Source organism: Photobacterium lipolyticum, from assembly GCF_003026475.1.
GTDB lineage: Bacteria > Pseudomonadota > Gammaproteobacteria > Enterobacterales > Vibrionaceae > Photobacterium > Photobacterium lipolyticum.
In genome coordinates, this window is the sequence record NZ_PYMC01000004.1 from 15,464 (window position 1) to 33,870 (window position 18,407).

The 18,407-nt window shown below is 46.3% G+C and carries 14 protein-coding genes; 4 read left to right on the forward strand and 10 right to left on the reverse strand.

Features of this window, described 5'->3' with window-relative positions; all coding sequences use genetic code 11:
• Positions 1-528: 528 nt before the first annotated feature.
• From C9I89_RS07515 to asnA, 3 genes are all read left to right on the forward strand, one after another.
• Positions 529-750, forward strand: coding sequence for a hypothetical protein (locus C9I89_RS07515; protein WP_107282746.1), 222 nt, complete (start codon positions 529-531; stop codon positions 748-750).
• A gap of 228 nt (positions 751-978) precedes the next feature.
• Complete coding sequence (locus C9I89_RS07520) at positions 979-1,443, forward strand: RNA methyltransferase (RefSeq protein WP_107282747.1); 465 nt, start codon at positions 979-981, stop codon at positions 1,441-1,443.
• Positions 1,444-1,972: 529 nt separating this feature from the next.
• Positions 1,973-2,980 (forward strand): aspartate--ammonia ligase, encoded by a 1,008-nt coding sequence (gene asnA, locus C9I89_RS07525; RefSeq protein WP_107282748.1) that lies wholly within the window; start codon positions 1,973-1,975, stop codon positions 2,978-2,980.
• Positions 2,981-3,090: 110 nt separating this feature from the next.
• Here the strand turns inward: asnA and C9I89_RS07530 are convergent, their stop codons facing one another.
• From C9I89_RS07530 to C9I89_RS07565, 8 genes are all read right to left on the reverse strand, one after another.
• The gene (locus C9I89_RS07530; RefSeq protein ID WP_107282749.1) at positions 3,091-3,408 is read right to left on the reverse strand and encodes a chaperone modulator CbpM; all 318 of its coding nucleotides are present in this window, start codon (positions 3,406-3,408) and stop codon (positions 3,091-3,093) included.
• Positions 3,409-3,411: 3 nt separating this feature from the next.
• Entirely contained in the window at positions 3,412-4,359 is a 948-nt protein-coding gene (locus C9I89_RS07535) for a DnaJ C-terminal domain-containing protein (RefSeq protein WP_107282945.1), read from the reverse strand.
• A gap of 54 nt (positions 4,360-4,413) precedes the next feature.
• A complete protein-coding gene (locus tag C9I89_RS07540; RefSeq protein ID WP_170107656.1) occupies positions 4,414-4,782 on the reverse strand; it encodes an Hsp20/alpha crystallin family protein in 369 nt (122 codons plus the stop codon).
• 16 nt (positions 4,783-4,798) lie between these two features.
• Entirely contained in the window at positions 4,799-5,242 is a 444-nt protein-coding gene (locus C9I89_RS07545; protein ID WP_107282751.1) for an Hsp20/alpha crystallin family protein, read from the reverse strand.
• 530 nt (positions 5,243-5,772) lie between these two features.
• Complete coding sequence (locus tag C9I89_RS07550; RefSeq protein ID WP_245905432.1) at positions 5,773-7,884, reverse strand: diguanylate cyclase domain-containing protein; 2,112 nt, start codon at positions 7,882-7,884, stop codon at positions 5,773-5,775.
• Complete coding sequence (locus C9I89_RS07555; RefSeq protein ID WP_245905433.1) at positions 7,884-9,059, reverse strand: sugar ABC transporter substrate-binding protein; 1,176 nt, start codon at positions 9,057-9,059, stop codon at positions 7,884-7,886. The genes C9I89_RS07550 and C9I89_RS07555 overlap by 1 nt, the downstream gene beginning before the upstream one ends.
• 191 nt (positions 9,060-9,250) lie before the next feature.
• Positions 9,251-10,036, reverse strand: a complete 786-nt coding sequence (locus tag C9I89_RS07560) for a DUF4922 domain-containing protein (protein WP_107282752.1) — start codon at positions 10,034-10,036, stop codon at positions 9,251-9,253.
• A gap of 488 nt (positions 10,037-10,524) precedes the next feature.
• A complete protein-coding gene (locus tag C9I89_RS07565) occupies positions 10,525-11,703 on the reverse strand; it encodes an amino acid permease (RefSeq protein WP_107282753.1) in 1,179 nt (392 codons plus the stop codon).
• Between the two features lie 583 nt (positions 11,704-12,286).
• Here C9I89_RS07565 and C9I89_RS07570 point away from each other — a divergent pair.
• The gene (locus C9I89_RS07570; RefSeq protein WP_107282754.1) at positions 12,287-13,900 is read left to right on the forward strand and encodes an NAD(P)/FAD-dependent oxidoreductase; all 1,614 of its coding nucleotides are present in this window, start codon (positions 12,287-12,289) and stop codon (positions 13,898-13,900) included.
• A gap of 41 nt (positions 13,901-13,941) precedes the next feature.
• On the opposite strand, the gene C9I89_RS07575 is transcribed toward C9I89_RS07570, so the two are convergent.
• Both C9I89_RS07575 and C9I89_RS07580 read right to left on the reverse strand, forming a co-directional pair.
• Positions 13,942-14,994 (reverse strand): efflux RND transporter periplasmic adaptor subunit, encoded by a 1,053-nt coding sequence (locus tag C9I89_RS07575; protein ID WP_107282755.1) that lies wholly within the window; start codon positions 14,992-14,994, stop codon positions 13,942-13,944.
• Positions 14,991-18,362 carry an efflux RND transporter permease subunit gene (locus C9I89_RS07580; protein ID WP_107282756.1) on the reverse strand — a complete coding sequence of 1,124 codons (3,372 nt, stop codon included), beginning with the start codon at positions 18,360-18,362 and terminating at the stop codon, positions 14,991-14,993. Before C9I89_RS07580 ends, C9I89_RS07575 begins: the two co-directional genes overlap by 4 nt.
• Positions 18,363-18,407 lie beyond the last annotated feature (45 nt).

The following is an 18,407-nucleotide window of genomic DNA, read 5'->3' on the forward strand; positions in this document are numbered from 1 at the left end:
AACTTCTAGCTGGTAACTAAATAACACAACTGAGCATAAAAATAGTAATACACAGATAAATTGGCTTAGGCTTTAACCCCCTCAAGGTTATGGTTTAAACCATTCTGGGCATTGCCAACAAAGAAGGGTTCATTATCAAGCGTACGTTGTACCTATGATTATGTACGGCATTGTAGCTGCAATCATGAGTACTCTGGTTTGATTGATACGTAGAAATAAAACGGAATTTTGAGTTAGTCCGTGAAGGTACTTATTTCAAGTTAACGTTTTAATCATAAAGAAAAAGCGAGATGATCTTTTTCACATCATCTCGCTTTTTTAGTGTGTGGCTTTGCGACGAATCGCTTATCCAGTGTACGAGTTGCCAGAATATAACGCCCGCCTTTTGCTGTAATATTGTTAACCAGCTTGCAGGGTATTGTAAAATATTTAGTGGTCGGACTTTACATTCCATATTACGGTTAGTACTGTAAGATCTGTTCAAGATGTTATCCCAATAAGTCATTTACAATGCTTAGTGAGGTGTTTATGGAAGAACAAAGCTCATTATCCGATCGGCAAGTACTGCTGAATGAAATCAATGAAAATTACTTTGATTTACAAAGGATCAGGGATGCTCATCCTGCATTGGCAGAACTTGACCCCCCAAAACATTTAGCACATTTAGAACGTGAAATTATTTCACGAATACACAATCTGAGCAGCGAACTCAAGGCACTGAATTTATTTTTGAATAGTTCAACATTTTGAGCTTCACCACTAAAATCTCGACTAATCTGATCAGCCTCCCACTCAGTTAACTTAGCGTTTGGGAGCTCCTCTGGAAAATCACTCCTTCACAAAATACGCTTGAAAGGAACTACCATTCCTGCACGCATTTCGTTTGAATTGAATTCCCAGAGGAAGCTCTGAACCTCGCATCTTGAGGGGGTTTGGGTATATAATCCCGCTTCAATTTTTTATCGAAGAAGTACAGTAATGAGCAAAGGCTACTCTTGTGTGGGGCTATTTAACCCTAAAACTCCTGAAAACGTCGGTTCGGTAATGCGGGCTGCGGGCTGCTACGGTGTCAACACTGTATTCTATACCGGGACACGCTATGACATGGCTAAGCAGTTCTGTACCGATACAAAAGATGTTCACCGCAGCATTCCGTTAATTGGTGTCGAAGAACTTAAAGACATCATCCCAATGGGTTGCACACCCGTTGCCGTTGATCTTATCGAAGGGGCGAAACCACTTCCTGAATACAAGCACCCAGAGCGCGCGTTTTACATCTTCGGCCCTGAAGACGGCACACTGAAAAAAGAAATTACTGCGTTTTGTCGCGACACAATTTACGTACCCACAAAAGGTTGCATGAACCTTGCGGCCGCCGTAAACGTCATTTTGTATGATCGCATGGCAAAAATCGAAAATGGTGTAGAGTTCTCAAATCACTAGAAACTAGACTCTTTCACATAAATTATGAATAGTTGAAACACCTAAACATGTCATCCCGGAATCGAGCAACGAGATATCCGGGATCCAGCTCTAACAGCGTGCGCCTTAGATTCCGTAGAAGTTCGTGCCTCACTTTACGGAATGACGAAGGTGGTGACTGATCTCGTCAAAACTTCTAGCTTTATCAAAAAATACACACTGAATACAACAGTGTGTTTATTTATTCAACAATGCTGGCCGACGATTCAACCATCGTCCTCTCGACATCTCCGTGAGAACGAGGCGCAGTACATACGGCACGCAATCAGCACAGGATGCTGTTTCACCTCTCTCCCATCGCAACATACATTCTTCCAACCAAGGCCCGACAATTTTAGCTCACAAGAGGCCTTGGCGTTTTATTGTATGAAAAACGTAAAATTCGAGTGCTACTGACAAAAAATTGTTTACAAAATAATGGACGCTGCAACCTCGCCATCGTAAGGCGTACCAGAAAGCTTTAGATAAATCAAGAAGAAAGGGGTGTTTCATGAAACTGAATGTACCAGAAAATTACCAACCACTACTGGGACTACGCGATACGGAAATCGCAATCAAAAAGCTTAAAGACTATTTCGAAGACGCCTTAGCTTACGAGCTGTATCTGACGCGGGTTTCTGCCCCACTGTTCGTCAAGCCAAACACCGGCCTGAATGACAACCTTAATGGCACCGAGCGTCCGGTGGATTTTGATTTGTTGGACGACAATGGCGCCCGGGTAGAAGTCGTTCACTCGCTGGCAAAATGGAAGCGTATGGCGCTGGGACGCTACGGTTTCCAAAAAGACGAAGGTCTGTACACGGATATGAATGCCATCCGCCGGGACGAAGAGTTCGACAATATTCACTCTATCTACGTAGATCAGTGGGATTGGGAAAAAGTACTCGATAAGTCGATGCGTCATGAAGCCTACCTGCAGGCTACCGTAGAAAAAATCTACAACTCATTCCTTAAAACCGAAAACTATGTCTATCAGGAATATCCCGTATTACAAAAACGTCTTCCATCAAAGGTGACATTTATTACCTCACAAGAGTTAGTGGAAAAATACCCAGATTTGACGTCAAAAGAGCGGGAAAATGCCATCTGTAAAGAACATGGAGCAGTATTTATTCAAAATATCGGCCATACCTTGTCGAATGGTGAAAGACATGATGGCCGGGCACCGGATTACGATGACTGGAACCTGAACGGTGACCTGTTGTTCTGGAACCCGCTACTGGACAGCGCACTGGAGCTTTCCTCTATGGGTATTCGTGTATGTGAAGAGAGTCTGGCAGAGCAATTGGCCATTTCCGGCTGTGAAGATCGCGCCTCGCTGCCGTTCCACAGCATGGTCTTAAACAAATCGCTGCCTTATACCATCGGCGGTGGGATCGGTCAGTCTCGCATTTGTATGTTCTTCCTGCAGAAAGCACACATTGGAGAAGTACAATCTTCTATCTGGCCTGATGAAATGATTGCCGAGTGTGAAGCCAACAAGATCGTCCTGTTATAACATCGATCACGTAAATAATGCTGCTATGGTCTGGTTAACACACCTTAATTACTGTTGCCAGACCAGAAATCATTGGGGGTCAGGTAATGCTTTTCTCTTGGCAACAAACTTTACATTTGACTGTCGAGTTTACGCTGCAAGCGCTCCACCTCATCGAGAAGATCCAAAGCGACAGCGATACCGGGCAGGTTCAATCCTAAATCTTGTTCCATTCGCTGAGCTCTGCGTGCGCGCCTCAGGCAGGTCGTTTCAAACCGCCAGTGTATTGGCCGATCACCTTGAGGGTCGAGTATTCCCTCCTCAACCAAGGCAATTACCCATTCAGGATGTGTGCCGCAGGCCCGGCAGAGTTCGACCAGAGTCAGGGTCGGCTCATGTTCTGCGATTATTGTGATAGTCAGCTGGTTTGGAGTAAGTCGCTCAGTCATTGGCTAAACTCCCAGTTTGCTGCGTGGATTGAAGGGCATGGTGTCCTTCATCTGCCGAAACAACGCCTTAGACTGCTCATCTTCCACTTTGGGTAGCACAATATTCAGTTTGATCAACATATCTCCGGGAGGGTTTCCGGGCAGACCACGCCCGCTAAGGCGTAATGTCTGTCCTGAAGCCGAGTTGGCCGGAACCGTGACTTCAAGCGGGCCTGTTGGGGTAGGCAGCTTTACTTTAGCACCCAAAACTGCTTCCCATGGGGCGATGGGAAGCACCAGGCAGAGGTTTTTTTGCTCTATCCGATAGAAGGGATGGGATCGGAAACTCACCTCAAGATAAAGGTCCCCGTTAGCTCCACCGGATTGTCCCGGCAGCCCCTTTCCGCTCAGGCGGATTTGCTGCCCCTCCCGGATCCCCTTTGGAATGCGCAAACTAATTGTTTGAGCCTGTTGCCTCTGTAACGAGTGATCTTGCAGGGTCAATGTCCGGGTTGTTCCAAGGAAACTATCTTCAATATCGATCTGGATTTTGGCATGCTGATCTTCCCCCTTCGTCGTGAAGCTATGGCCGCGGAACGCCTGACGGGAGCGAGGTCGCGTCTGCTGAAACGGATTGCCGAACAGGGATTCAAAAAAATCGGAAAACGCCGCTGCATCTCCCTGTGTAAAATTGTCACCAGAAAAGTGAAAGTTACGCTCCCAGTTGGGCGGCGCAGTAAATTCCTGCCCGGAGTGCCAACTGTCTCCAAGCTGGTCATAGGCTGCACGCTTTTTAGGATCTTTTAGCGCTTCATAAGCTTCACGGACTTGGATGAACTTTTTATCGGCATCCGCTTCTTTACAGACATCTGGATGGTATTTACGCGCCAGTTTTTTATAAGCACGCTTAATATCCGCCTGAGTTGCGTTGCGGGGAACATCAAGTATTGCGTAATAATCACGATACTCCATAACACCTTTCTTCAGTGATGAAAGCCAGATTTCGTAAGCCGAAATTTGCCGCAATCAATCGAGATTGATTTTGATCCGTGTAGGTTTTAGCTCTTCACGCTTAGGAATATGCAGGTAAAGCACACCATCATTTAAACTGGCAGAAATATGTGTACTGTCAAACTCTTTGCTTAATGTAAACTCACGTGAGTAGGCGTTATAGCGTACTTCATTCATAATTGGCTTATAGCTTGCGTCAGGCTCAAGGTCGATATTACCTTTGATGGATAGTTTATTCTCAAGAGTCTCGATGATGAGTCCGTCACGTGCCACTCCGGGCATATCCGCATAAAGACTGATACCGTCATCATCTTCGCAGATATCAACGCGAGGGCTGATATAACGTGGTTTTTCCCGGTCTGAAGCGTATAGTTCATTACTCATAACAACCTCCGTTTCGTCATTTAATTTCAATTTTTTTCGGTGACAATGCATCATCGTTTCGGCGGAAGCTAACGGTCAATATACCATCACGGTAGCTTGCTTCGGCCTGATCCGGATCTGCGTAGTCAGGAAGGCTAATTGAACGGTGAAACTCTCCTGAAAAACGTTCATTGGCGTAATACTTGCCTTTTTCGCTTTTCGGGATTGGACGTTGACCAGAAATAGTCAGCAAACCATGCCGGGCATTCAGTTCGATACTTGCCAAATCAAAACCGGGGACAAACAGGTAAACTATAACCTTGTCATCGGTATGACCGAGGTTTGCCGGCGGATAACTCTTATGGCCGGTAGCGCGAATACTGGTAAACGGCCAGTCCCAGAAATTGTTTGTCAGCTCTTCCTGCATACGGTGTAATGGCTCATAGAAGCTGTCTTCAATATCAATAAGCGAACGGGACATAAGTATCTCCTCTGTTGTTTCGTCTAACTGCTATCACGTATGACTTATTTAGTTTCCTCTGAAGCGCCTCTGCCTTTTACATTATTTTTCTATTACCAGAGATGCTACGACAGAAGAAAAAGCTATGCGCATCAGAAACCTGGAACGGTATGATAACCATTATAGTCAACTTGTGAAGAAACACGGTAAAAAAGAATACGAGGGGTGGCGGACTTAGATAATATACCAAATCACTAGGTCGGTAATAACCTAAGCAATGGCCGTAATAATGGGGATGAAGATATTATGAGATCATACCAACGCCATTAAGAATCTCTGAATGGCATACTATTCAATGGAATTGGAACTTCATAACAGAGGTTTTGACGTGTTTAGTCACTACACTTCGTCATTCCGTAAAGTGAGGTACGAACTTATACGGAATCTAAGGCACACGGTTAGAGCTGGATCCCGGATATTTCGTTCCTCGATTCCGGGATGACGTGTTTAGGTGCTTCAACTATCCATAATTGATGTAAAAATAGTCTTGGTTAAGAAGGTTGCCCCTGCAAATTCGGATGCTGATGGTAGGCTTGTTTGTCCTGATACATCGCTTTATCCGCGACTTGAAACAGTTTATCCATTGGGGTATTTTCGCTACTCGCCCAACCTAAAGCAAAATGAATGGGGAGCGAGTCACCACTATCCAGCAGAACAGTACGCTTGCCTCTTACAGCCTCTAATCGCCGGCCCAATACCTGACAAGCTTTTTGTCCTCCGTCTTCAACTACGATAGCAAATTCATCACCACCTAATCTGAAAACACAGTCGGTTTGACGGCAAGCTTCTTGGAGCGCCTCTGCGACAACTTTCAATAGATTGTCACCGACAACATGGCCGTAATCATCGTTCGCTTGCTTCAAATCATTAACATCAATGATGAAAACTCCAAATTTGCGTTCCGGATAACGCATAACCAAATCGGCACTGCGGTCAAAGGCGCTATCGAATGCTTTACGGTTAGGTAATTCAGTCAGCGCATCTGTCACGGCAATACGTTCGAGTTCTTCGTTTAGCATCCGCCCCTCTATCGCGGAAGAGAGTTGACGCACGAATAAAGAAATAATCTCAAAATCTTCCCGCTCAAGCAGAGAATACTGCATCACTAGCATTCCAAGTGAATGACCTTGGGAGTCTGCCAGATTAAAGCAATGTAAGCTCTTTTCACCACTTTGATAGCAGTACTCGGCATTGGCTTTCACGTTTTCCAATAGCACGAGGACTGCAGAGTCAATACCGGAAGTTTCCCATTCGGCGTCATCGGTTCCTTCGAGTTTCAGGGCCCAACCCGCCTGCGGATACAAATTGGCCACCTGCACTAGTGCGACCTCTTTGACATCGCCTTGCTGTAGTTTAGCGCTGAAGGCCAGTAATGACTGCAGGATCTTACGCCGTTTTTCTTCACGCTGAAGCGAATGAGTCAGCTCCTCCGTTTTTTCCTCAACTTTTTTCCCTAACTGATCGTTAAAGTTGAGTAACTGAAGATTGTATTTTTCTTTTTCACTATAGGCTTTTTTCAATGCGTTATTAGTCAACGCAAGATCTTCAAGCTGAGCCTGAATAGTCGAGGCCATCTCGTTAAATAGTTTACCTACTTGATAGAACTCAGCAAAGCGCAGCTTACGCTCCTTCTGGATATACTCACCACGAGAATATGAACGCACCATCTGCATTAAGACACTCAGCGGGCGAGTGATCCAACGATAGGTGACCGCAGCACCAAACACACCCAGCACAATCAACCCAGCTATCACCAATAAAATAATATGAAGGGAATCGGCAAGTTCACCTCCCTTAAGGTTTCGGTCTATGTATACCACTGCATTATAGCTAAGAGGGTTTGCGATATATTCATTATCAATTTCAATCTGCTGACTCAGTGTGATCGGATCACTTAATGCAGTATCGCCGTCAGACGCCACCACCAGCACCTGGTTCTGATCGCGGTAGAGCTCTACTTTCTCTCCAAATTTCAGGTAAGGGCGGAGTACTTCACTAATGCTCTCAACCGGGATAACTGCGATAAGGTAACCGAGCGGCTGTCGAGTTAGACCTTCCGTCAGTAAAGACTGATAGATCGGAACCACGAGTGTAATACCTCGCTGGCTGGGGCTGATGTTACTGGAGACCAGCACTTCATTCTGATAAGCAAATACCCACTGCCAGGCGGTGCTCAACTGCCCTTTCTCAATTCTTTGATTCAGCTCCTGCTTGACTAGAGCTAGTTCAATCCGCCCCGTCATTCCCCGATAGTTTTCAATTTCTTCCCAATTCTTATCAACCAAGTAAGCGGCTTTAACCAACGGAGCATGACTAACCAAAGACGCTAACGTTGCTCGAACATGGCTGGAAAGAAAAAAATCATCCATGGCCTGAACCAGCAGCCGATCACGAGCATGAACATCGAGACTGGTTGAAAGCACATTAAACCGGTAATTAAACTCATTCAGCAAGGTTCCCGACAGGCGTTCAAGTTGTTCCATGTGATAATTTTTTTCAATATCAGACTGATGTTTTAATATCAAACTACCAACGATTGCAGCTGGTAAAATCGCAATAAGCATCATCAGTAATGCTAGCGAATACTTCAAACGTAACTTCATCAGTTTTGCAGCCGCTGTTGTTGTGTAAAAGCCAGCTGCTGCATATATGCCGCCGCTTCTTCTGCTGATAAACCATCCTTGAACCTTAAATAACCTTTTTTCATCGCCTGCCAGGCAATCGCCATAGCAGTGAGCGAAGGCATTTGCTCGGCGAGCTGAAGCTGTTTGAGTATGACCAATTCATCGCCCGTCGCTTGTTTGACTACCTGATTAAATAATTTCTGATCTACCGGCAGTAGTCGATGGCTCTGATACACCCATTCTTGATTATCTTTTCTTTGGACAAATTTCAGAAAGTGTCGGATATGCTCTTTTTTATTGCTGCCGTCGCGGGATTTTTCAGGAATAGCGAAAACAAACGTACTTTTCATTGGGTGCATCACTTTCCCTTCCACTGTCGGCAACAGCGTCACACCTAAGTTATCACCCAGTTCACGTTTGAGATCTTGGTAAGCCCAGTCACCATTTATGGCGTAAGCCGTTTCACCTTTTATGAATAGTTTTTGCGAACAGTTATAGTCACAGTTTCCATCCACCACGTTGTCCTGAGCTAACTGGTGGTAAAAGTTAAGGGCCTGAACCATGGCTGGCGTATTTAAACTGATCAGATCGCCATAAATTGGCCTGCCGTTAAATGCTGATAAAAATGGGACCAAATAGTACATATCGCTGTAGTTCCAGCCGACAGGCATAAGATGCAGCTGCTGAAATTGAGTGACTGATGTGCGGATACTCTTCCAGCTTGTCGCGGGGTTGGCCACATATTGCTTGTTATAAAACAGCATTAAGTGATTGCCCTGAATAATAGGCACGCCCCAGTATGAGCCATCAACCAATGCCGTTTCCCGTGCGTCCTGGGCCAATTCCGTGCTCAGCCACTGCTCAGGAATCGGCTCTAATTGCATCTGCCGGTAAAGACCGAGAAAATCAGAAGGAACAAAAATAAGATCAGGCACCCCGCCATACTGTGCCCCCAGTATGATTTCAGCTTTGATTTTTTCAGGCTCAAACTGAACGAGGGAAACACGAGTAGCCGTTTCTTGCTCAAAACGTGACACTAATCCTTCGATAAACGACTCTGACTGGTGTGAATACCAAATTGTAATATCAGCTGCACATAATTGCGGTGCCAATAGCAGCATTAACACAAGAACCACATGGCGAAAAACAGTCAACCTGCCCGCCTCCTTTGTTGTTATCAACATATATGAGTAATTTATCAATAGCTGCACAACATAACATATCATTCACTGTATTCAGAGAGCGCGATGTGATTGACTGCTAATTCTGCTGAAATAGTTGGCCAAACCAGCTCAGGATACGGCGCTCAGTGATTTATGGGGTTCATAAATGGAGGGTATACGCTTCAGCCCTGACTACACTCCCCCAGAAAACGCATAATGCCGTATTGCTGTAACCATGCTAGCTGTTCAGGCTGTTTCACCAGAAAGCGACCGCTGTAATTAATACCGTTGGCAAACACGCCATGGATATTGTTGGTTACTCGTGGCACTAACAGCATCCACTTTTTAGTCAGTATCAGATTATAGGGTTTGCATTCCGGCTCCCCGTTCAGCCCCTCCATGCCTGATAAACCCAGTTCTTTCAAACCGGCGAGGTAACACAAATACAGGCGTTCACTGTTCAGTTCGTCAAAGCGGTACAAACGATGCTGAAATGGAAGTGAATGGCTGAGAATGGCATCTTCCAAAGGAATGGCTGTTTTCACCAGCTGCATGTGACGGTGTGTCTGGCTTGCCCCGGCCATGGTTCCACCATTATAAAACCCCAGTACTTCGTCATGATCAAACCCCATTATCCAGGCAGCAAAATCCTGTAATTCCAGTGGCGCCGTTTGCGGAATGAATTCGCGAGAACAGATAAGCAAATGCGGGTTTAGCACCGGATATTTGTTGAGCAGACAAACATGCCCCTTGCCGGCATCGGCAACATACATCTCTTCTTCATAGGGAAGAAAGGGATTGTCCTGTTTCTTGGCTGAAGTAAACTTCTTGGTCGCATTGTTTGTAACGACATGGCCTAAAAACTCGATACCATTTTCAACAATGGCTGTAGCTTCTGTTGTAATTGGCAGCAGGCTTCCATTCGCCAATGCTCGCTCGACTACCTGTTCAGCTTTAGTCCAGAACATATTTTTTCCCTTGTAGTGATATACCCATACTACTCTACCAGCACGATAGTGCCTCCCCTGTTATCGTTTCCACCAGCTAACTTGAGCTTTCATGGCCGGGAACATCGCACTGTATTATTTACTTTACACTTTTAGTGCAATGTCCACCTACTTAAACACCCTGTTTTGTGGAAGCCAATAATGAAAGTTTGTATGATTCGCTGCAAGTTAAGAGGTGCTGTTTTCCACCGAATTCCTGTTCGTACTCCAATGGAAAACGGTATCACTTAAAGGTAAGACTTTATTTTTCGGTCATTTAAAGGCTTACCATTAATGGGGGCGTTCTTAGTTCGGTCAAACTGAGTCCCCCTGTTATTCCCATCTGTTAAGTTTATAGTGTCAGATACATTATTACCGTAGCGGAAATAGCAAACAGGCGCACCTTTCGGTAAACGCCTGCCATCAATTATAAGACTCTTTTGCCTTACTCAATCCTTGAACACTGTCAACTAGATAAGTTGCGCAGCCAATAAAAAACAACCAAACATAAAGCTCAACCCTAAGGCTAACTGCCCGCCTCCTGCCTGATAACACTCTGCGACAGTTTCCTGCTCAACAAATGTCAGCCTTTCAGAGCTACGTACTTTAATTGTCATCGCCATTGGAACGAAAATAGCCAGGAACACTAAGATAAAGCCGGCATAGCCCAACACTGACAAGAATTGATCTGCAGCCCATAATGCGCCAGCCAGAGGCAAAATAAAGGTCAGAACGTAAGTTACCGCACGATTTTGCTTAAATGTATCGGCATTTTGATCGAACAGCGCCATCGCCACACCCAAAAATGATGTTAATAGCGCCAATCCGGTAAAGCCCGACAAAATCACCTGGATGCTGGTAAAGCGTTCGCCTAATGCCACGATCAGTTCAGAGACATTCGAGAATTTTACTAACTGCTCCGGTGATAGGTTGCCGACAACAGCATAAAGCCACAACAGGTAACAGGCTAGCGGTATAACAGAGCCAACAACCACCATATTACGTAGCTGTTTGTGTGTCGCTTCACCGTTATAAGTCACAAGAGATGGGATCACGACCATAAAGCCAAAGCTGGTAAACAACACTGAACTGGTTTTAATCAGGTCGACTTTGTCATTATTGGTGGCTTCAAAAAGGTGCTCGAATGACATGCTCGGCATCAGCGACATCAAGGTAAGTGCAAGCACTACCACCATGATCGCAAAGAGTACGCGGTTCAGCTTATCAACGACGGCAGTACCTGCAGCCACAACTGCACCAGCAATAAGTGTAAAGATGATCTGGCTTTGTACCATGCTTAGTTCAAGGCCTAACCCTGTGGTCATTTTCTTAACCAAATCACCCGCACCGATAATGTAGGCCATTAGCAAGCAGACCAGTAGCGCATAAAGCAGTCCGTTGGTCACGACCTGGCCGCCTTTGCCCAATGTTTTTCTGGCGATGGTATTCATACCCAGCCCGCCACCTGACTTGATACTGACTTCAAGTAACAACAAGGCCGCATAAGTCGTGCCGAGCCAGATCACCAGCATCAGCAATGTACCCCATAACAAGCCGAATTGAGCCAGCACCATAGGGATCGCTAACATACCGGCACCCAGTGCCGTGCCTGCGACAATTAACGCACTGCCAATTAATTTCATATTCACAACGTTTACCTCTAAATTCTTTTGTTTATCTGTCTGGAGAGATCGTCGGTATCTGTGTACAAAACATGCTTAACAAACTGAGAACAATCAGCTTGATACGGTGAAACAGACAGACAATTACCCGAGACGGCGAAGACAGCGACGATTAGTAGCTAAACGTGCTAAAACTTGAAAAAGCAAAGAAGCCATAAAACTGGCCAGAGGTAGTAAAAGCAGAATTAAGGTGAGTGAGTGATCTATTCTGTGTCGAAATCTGCAGCAACGTTGGGGTCAGCAACGGCACTAGGGTGTTATGGTTCATTTATCGTACTCCAAAAACGATGTTGTCCATGTTTATTCAGATGACAATCCGTCTGTCATCTTTACTGTTCCGGTCTGAACAGTGTATTCGGTCATTAGGCAAAGTAATAAGTTACGTGTTAAAGCGCAAGCTTTATTTTTGGAACCTTTAACTGTGATTTTGCGGGATAATGCGCGGTTCTTTAGCATCTTGCATGTGTGCCTTGCTAATTTCAATTTGGATCTAGATCACGTAAACTGCGCGCCTAGATTATGAACCATGTCCTGTTAGGTGAAACACACAATGATACGTCTGAACGAAGTTAAATTGCCGTTAGATCATGATGAAGATGCATTGCGCAATTTTGTTTTAAATAAACTGTCGATTACGGCAGAGCAGCTTGTCGACATTCATATCTTTAAACGTGGTTATGATGCTCGTAAACGTAATGTGATCACCTTAATTTACACTCTGGATGTAACCCTGACCGATGTTGATGAAGAAGCGTTATTAAGTCACTTTGAGCGTGATCAGCAAGTTAAGAACTCGCCAGATACAACGTATAAGTATGTGGCACAAGCACCTGCTGATTTGCAGGAGCGTCCAATCGTCATTGGTATGGGGCCATGTGGTCTGTTTACAGGCTTGATTCTTGCCCAAATGGGTTTCAAACCCATTATTTTAGAGCGTGGTAAATCCGTACATGAACGTTCAAAAGATACGTTCCGTTTTTGGCGGAAAGGGGAACTGAATACTGAGTCAAACGTACAGTTTGGTGAAGGTGGCGCAGGTACATTCTCTGACGGTAAATTATACAGCCAAGTGAAAGATCCAAACTTTCTTGGTTTGAAAGTAAAACAAGAATTTGTCGCAGCAGGTGCACCAGCTGAAATTATCTATGTGAGCAAACCACACATCGGTACGTTCAAGCTGGTGACTATGGTTGAGCGCATGCGCAGTAAAATCCTAGAGCTTGGCGGTGAAATTCGTTTTGAAACACGCGTTGATGAGATCAATATCGAAGATAACCAGGTTACGGGTGTTACCCTTAACGGTGGCGAAGTCATTAACTCCAAACATGTAACGTTAGCTATTGGCCACAGTGCCCGCGATACTGTGCAGATGTTACATGATAAAGGCGTGCACCTTGAAGCACAGTCTTTCTCTGTTGGTTTCCGTATTGAGCACAAACAAGAACTGATTGATCAGGCGCGTTTTGGCACTAATGCGGGCCACCCGATCTTAGGCGCGGCCGATTACAAATTGGTACACCACTGTAAAAATGGACGTTCAGTATATAGTTTCTGTATGTGTCCTGGAGGTGTGGTGGTTGCCGCGACTTCAGAAACGGAAGCTGTTGTCACTAACGGTATGAGTCAATATTCGCGTAGTGAGCGCAATGCCAATAGTGCGATTGTGGTTGGTATTGCACCAAGTGACTTCAATAATGATCCGCTGCAAGGTATCGCATTACAACGTAAGTTAGAGCGTAATGCTTATATCTTAGGTGGCAGCACTTACCAAGCACCTGCGCAACGTGTTGGTGATTTTTTAGCTGGTGCAGAAGCTAAGCCGTATGGTGACGTTGAGCCGTCATACAAACCGGAAGTAACAATGACAGACTTGAGCACCAGCTTACCTGATTTTGCCATTGAAGCAATACGTGAAGCTTTACCTGCATTCAATAAGAAAATCCGTGGTTTTGCACAAGCTGATGCAATGCTAACGGGCGTAGAAACACGTACTTCTTCCCCTGTGCAAATTAAACGTGGCAAAGATTTTCAGAGTATCAATACTAAAGGCCTATACCCTGGTGGCGAAGGTGCAGGTTATGCTGGCGGTATTTTATCTGCAGGCATTGATGGTATTAAAATCGCCGAAGCAGTGGCGCTAGATATGCTTAAGGCGAATTCATAATACTCAACACTCCCATATGAATCAGTGAAATAAGGCAGAGCCTATCTTGGCTCTGCCAATAGCACGGTGCCAGCTGTCACCCCTTTACGGACAATAAGTTGCTGATCATTGTATGGTCGGGTTTCAATAAGACGCGGAACCACGCGATCACCATCGACGACTTTGACATACTGGAGTTGACCAATACGATAAGTACTCGCCTGCGGGATGATCAGCGCCTGATGCTCATCTGTTTTGATCTTCACCCGTGCAAACAGTCCAGGATATAACGGTTGTTGACTGTTCTCGAACGTCAGTTTCACCACCACACTCCGCGAGCCGACATCAGATGCCGGGGTAATTTCACTAATAACACCGGCCAGCAAAATATTTTGTTCCGGCAAACTCACCGGCCATTGCTGTCCCAGTTTCAGTAAATAACGCTTGCTGGCTGCAATATCGCTTTCCATCATCAGCGTCAGCGGATTATATAAACTCAGCATTGCCACGCCCGGCGAGGCAATATCCCCTTTATTTACCAGCTTCTGAGTGATCACGCCATCAAAGGGGGCCGCAATAATACTGTAGCCATACGTCGTTTGTGCTTCTTCTAATGACGCTTGGGTTTTTCTGAAATTGGCTTGTGCCGATTGCAAAGCACTTAATGCATCATCCAGTTTAGATTGTGCGACTAACTTTTTCGCGATCAGTGCTTTTGTTCGGGTGTACTCTTTACGGGCCACATTCAGCTGCGCCTGCATACTGGCAAGGGCTTGCTCGGTCTGCCGAACACGGGCATCGAGATCCAAGTTATCGAGGCGGATCAGAATATCCCCCGCTTTGACCTCATCACCCACATCGACCAAAACCTCGGCAACCTGAGCGGTCAAACGTGCCGACAAGGTTGCCTGCTGATCGGCAACGATTGTGCCGGTATACGATTGCCAGACAGGAAGAGCGTCGGTCATCACTGTCACCGTGGTTCTGTTGGCCAGCGGCTCTCCCGGTAAATCCTGATTTGTTGTATCCAGTTTTGCCACAAAGCCTCCGGACATCGCGAAAAACAGAATCGCTAAGCTGATAAACGCAGCTATCGTTAACACCTGCTTTTTCATGATTGCAGCTCCTCTTGTTGTTCTGAGCGGATTTCTTGCTGTGGCAGCCCGTGCCCCGGCTGGTTGGCATAAGCCAGATGATAAACCACGGGGATCACCAATAACGTAAATAACGTCGATGCCGTAATACCAAAGATGATGGCCCAGGCCAGGCCGTTAAAAATCGGGTCAAGGGTAATAACGACGTTCCCGAGCAATGTTGTTCCGGCGGTAAGCAGGATCGGCCGCATCCTGACGGCTCCGGCCTTTAACAACGCCTGTTTTAATCGCTCACCTTCCTGCAAGGATTGATGAATAAACTGGATTAATACCAGCGAGTTACGCACGACAATCCCCGCCAGGGCGATCATCCCGATCATCGCTGTTGCCGTGAACAGTGCCGGGTTAGGAATACCGTTGATCTCTGTGGTGCCCAGCATATTCAGTAACCAGAACCCCGGCATAATGCCGATAACGGTTAATGGAATCGCCAGCATAATAATGCCGGAGACCGCGGGTAACCCCGTCTGCAGTACCATCACGACGAAGACACCCAACAAGGCCGCGCCATAAGCAATGCCCAGATCGCGGAAAACATCCAGGGTGATTTTCCACTCCCCTTCACCATTCCATTTCACGGAGACATCTGAAGGTAACGTCCAGCTATCTCCACCGCCATTATTGAGATACGTACGCGCACTTAACGGATTAATTTCTCCGCCCTCGGACTGATTTTGGTCTGTATTGGTTAGATCGACGGCCACATCAGCAACAACTTCCGCTGGTACCCGTCCGACAGCTTCGGCATATACATACACAACAGGCTGTAAGTTTTTACGATATATCGGCTGCGGTGCTGGGCTCTTTGCAAAATATCCCAACTCAGATAACTGAACAATTGGTTGCCCGGCATCGACCAGACGCCCTTGCTCGATCCGCTTGGTAATGCCTGCCATACCTCGCACATACAGGTTTTCCAATTCACTGAGATCGTCACGCTTGTTACGTGGTAACCGAATTTCGATCGGTAGCGGATTAATCTCATAGGGGTGCTGAAGATAACTGACCTCGCGCCCCTGACTTGCCGCCGCAAGCGTCAGGTTAATATCCTGTACAGAAACACCGGACAAGGCCGCTTTTTCCTGATCAATAATAAATTGCCAACTTTCCAGCTCTCCCTGAATGGAAGTATCGACCTCCGACACAAAAGGCTCACGTTTCAGCCGTGCTGCGACCTTTTGTGCGGCTGCTTGTAATTCACCGTAAGACGTTTGAGGCTGACCATAAACCTCGCCGACAAGGGTTGCTATCACCGGCGGGCCGGGAGGTGTCTCCACCAGCTGAATATCAGCCCGATGCCTGATCGCAATGGCCTCCAGATCATGGCGTAAACGTGTGACGATTTCATGTGATTGCTGCCGACGTTGATTTTTTTCTGCCAGCACAATCCGAAGCTCGCCCTGACTGGGCTGATTGCGCATAAAGTAATGACGCACCATGCCATTGAAATCCATCGGCGATGCGATACCCGCAAAACCGGAAACAGAAACAACCTCAGGCACACTTTGCAGATAATCAGAAAAATCAGTCAGGGCATTGGAAGTTTGCTCCACACTACTTTGCTCCGGCATATTCAATACCAGCTGAAACTCATTTTTATTGTCATAAGGCAACAATTTCAACGGCACGACCCTCAGTGCCGGAAGCATTGCCGCGGCAACGAAGGCAAGAGCAACGCCACCAAGAAAAATGACACTGTTACGCTTACGGCTTAGCAGCGGCGTGAGTAGTTTGTCATACAGCCGATATAACAGCGTGTTTTCTACCTGATACTGCCCGCTCTGCTGCGCGCCCTTGAGGATTTTTTTGGCCAGCCAGGGGGTAATAAAAAAGGCCACGACGGTGCTGAATACCACACTCACGGGTACGTTAAAGGCCAGCGGAGCCATATACGGGCCCATCATACCCGTAATGAAAAACATCGGGGTAAAGACAATCACTATCGCGACTGTCGACATCAGCAATGCACTGCGTATTTCTGCCATCGCCAGTACAATGGCATCCGTTTTGCTCAATCCTTTGCGTTTCAGAAAACGTTCAATATTATCGATACTGGCAATCGGATCATCGACAATCAAACCTAGCGCCAGGATCAAGGCAAACAGCGTGACCCGGTTGATGGTATATCCAAAAGCCAAGTCCATCGCCAGCGCAGCACCGTAACTGATGGGAATTGCTATCCCCACCACCAGTGCAGAACGCCAGTTTAAAAAGACACCGACAAACACCACCACCGTCAGGATCGAAATACCTAAGCTGGAAACCAGGTTGCCGACTTTTTCGTTCGCGGTATCACCATAGTTGCGAATAACCGACAGTTTGACATGATCCGGAAATTGCGTACTGGCCATGTTTTCAAGTTCGGCAGTCACGTCGTCCGCAACCCATACTGCATTGCTGCCTTTTTGCTTCGCGACCGCAATGAATACTGCGGGATAAGGTTCCGGCGCTTGCTGGCCGAATTGGTTTGCAGCCGGCCCCCAGCTAAACCAGGTCTGGTTGTCGGCTTCATCCGCGCCATCCGTCACTTTTGCGATATCTCGCAAATAAACCGGCAGGCCATTCACCACATTGACAACCGCATTAACAACATCGTTGCTATCAAGGAAAAACTGGCCACTTTCAAGCTGATACACTTGCCCTTTTTGATGAATATTGCCCATCTGCTGATGCTGGTTGGTCAATGCAAAAGCTTGTTTTATATCATCAACCGTTGTCATTCGGCTCGCCATTGCGGTCGAATCTAAGGCTATCTGAATCGTGCGCGGCTGACCGCCGACCACCGACACTTTGTTCGTATCATCTAACGCCTGCAGTTGATTGACGGCCTGCTCGGCAATACGGCGCAGTTCAGCATTACCGGTCAGTTCTGGTTTGGTACTGTAAAGGGCGGAAACAACAATGGGAACGTCATCAATTTCCACCGGTTTGATAGCCCAGTGACTCACTGCCGACGGCACCAGATCCTGATTGGAATAGATTTTGTTATACAGCTTCACCAAGGCTTCTTCGCGATTCTCCCCGACATAAAAACGCACAATCACCTGCGCGGCTCCCTTAAGCGAGACCGAATAGACATCTTCAACGCCATCTATCTGAGTCAGTAACTTCTCAAGTGGCTGGGTGATCTGATTTTCAATTTGTGATGGCGAAAGCCCGGGAGCCTGAATCAGTACATCGGCCATCGGCACGTTGATCTGCGGATCTTCTTCACGAGGAGTCAGGAACAACGCTGCCGTCCCCGCAATAAGTGCCAATAAAATAAGGATCGGCGGGAAAAAACTGTTAAGAAATGTACGGATCAGGCTTTTATTGACGTTCACTGTCATGACGATTCCTTATTCTAATAGTATTTTATTAGCCGGTATCTCTTA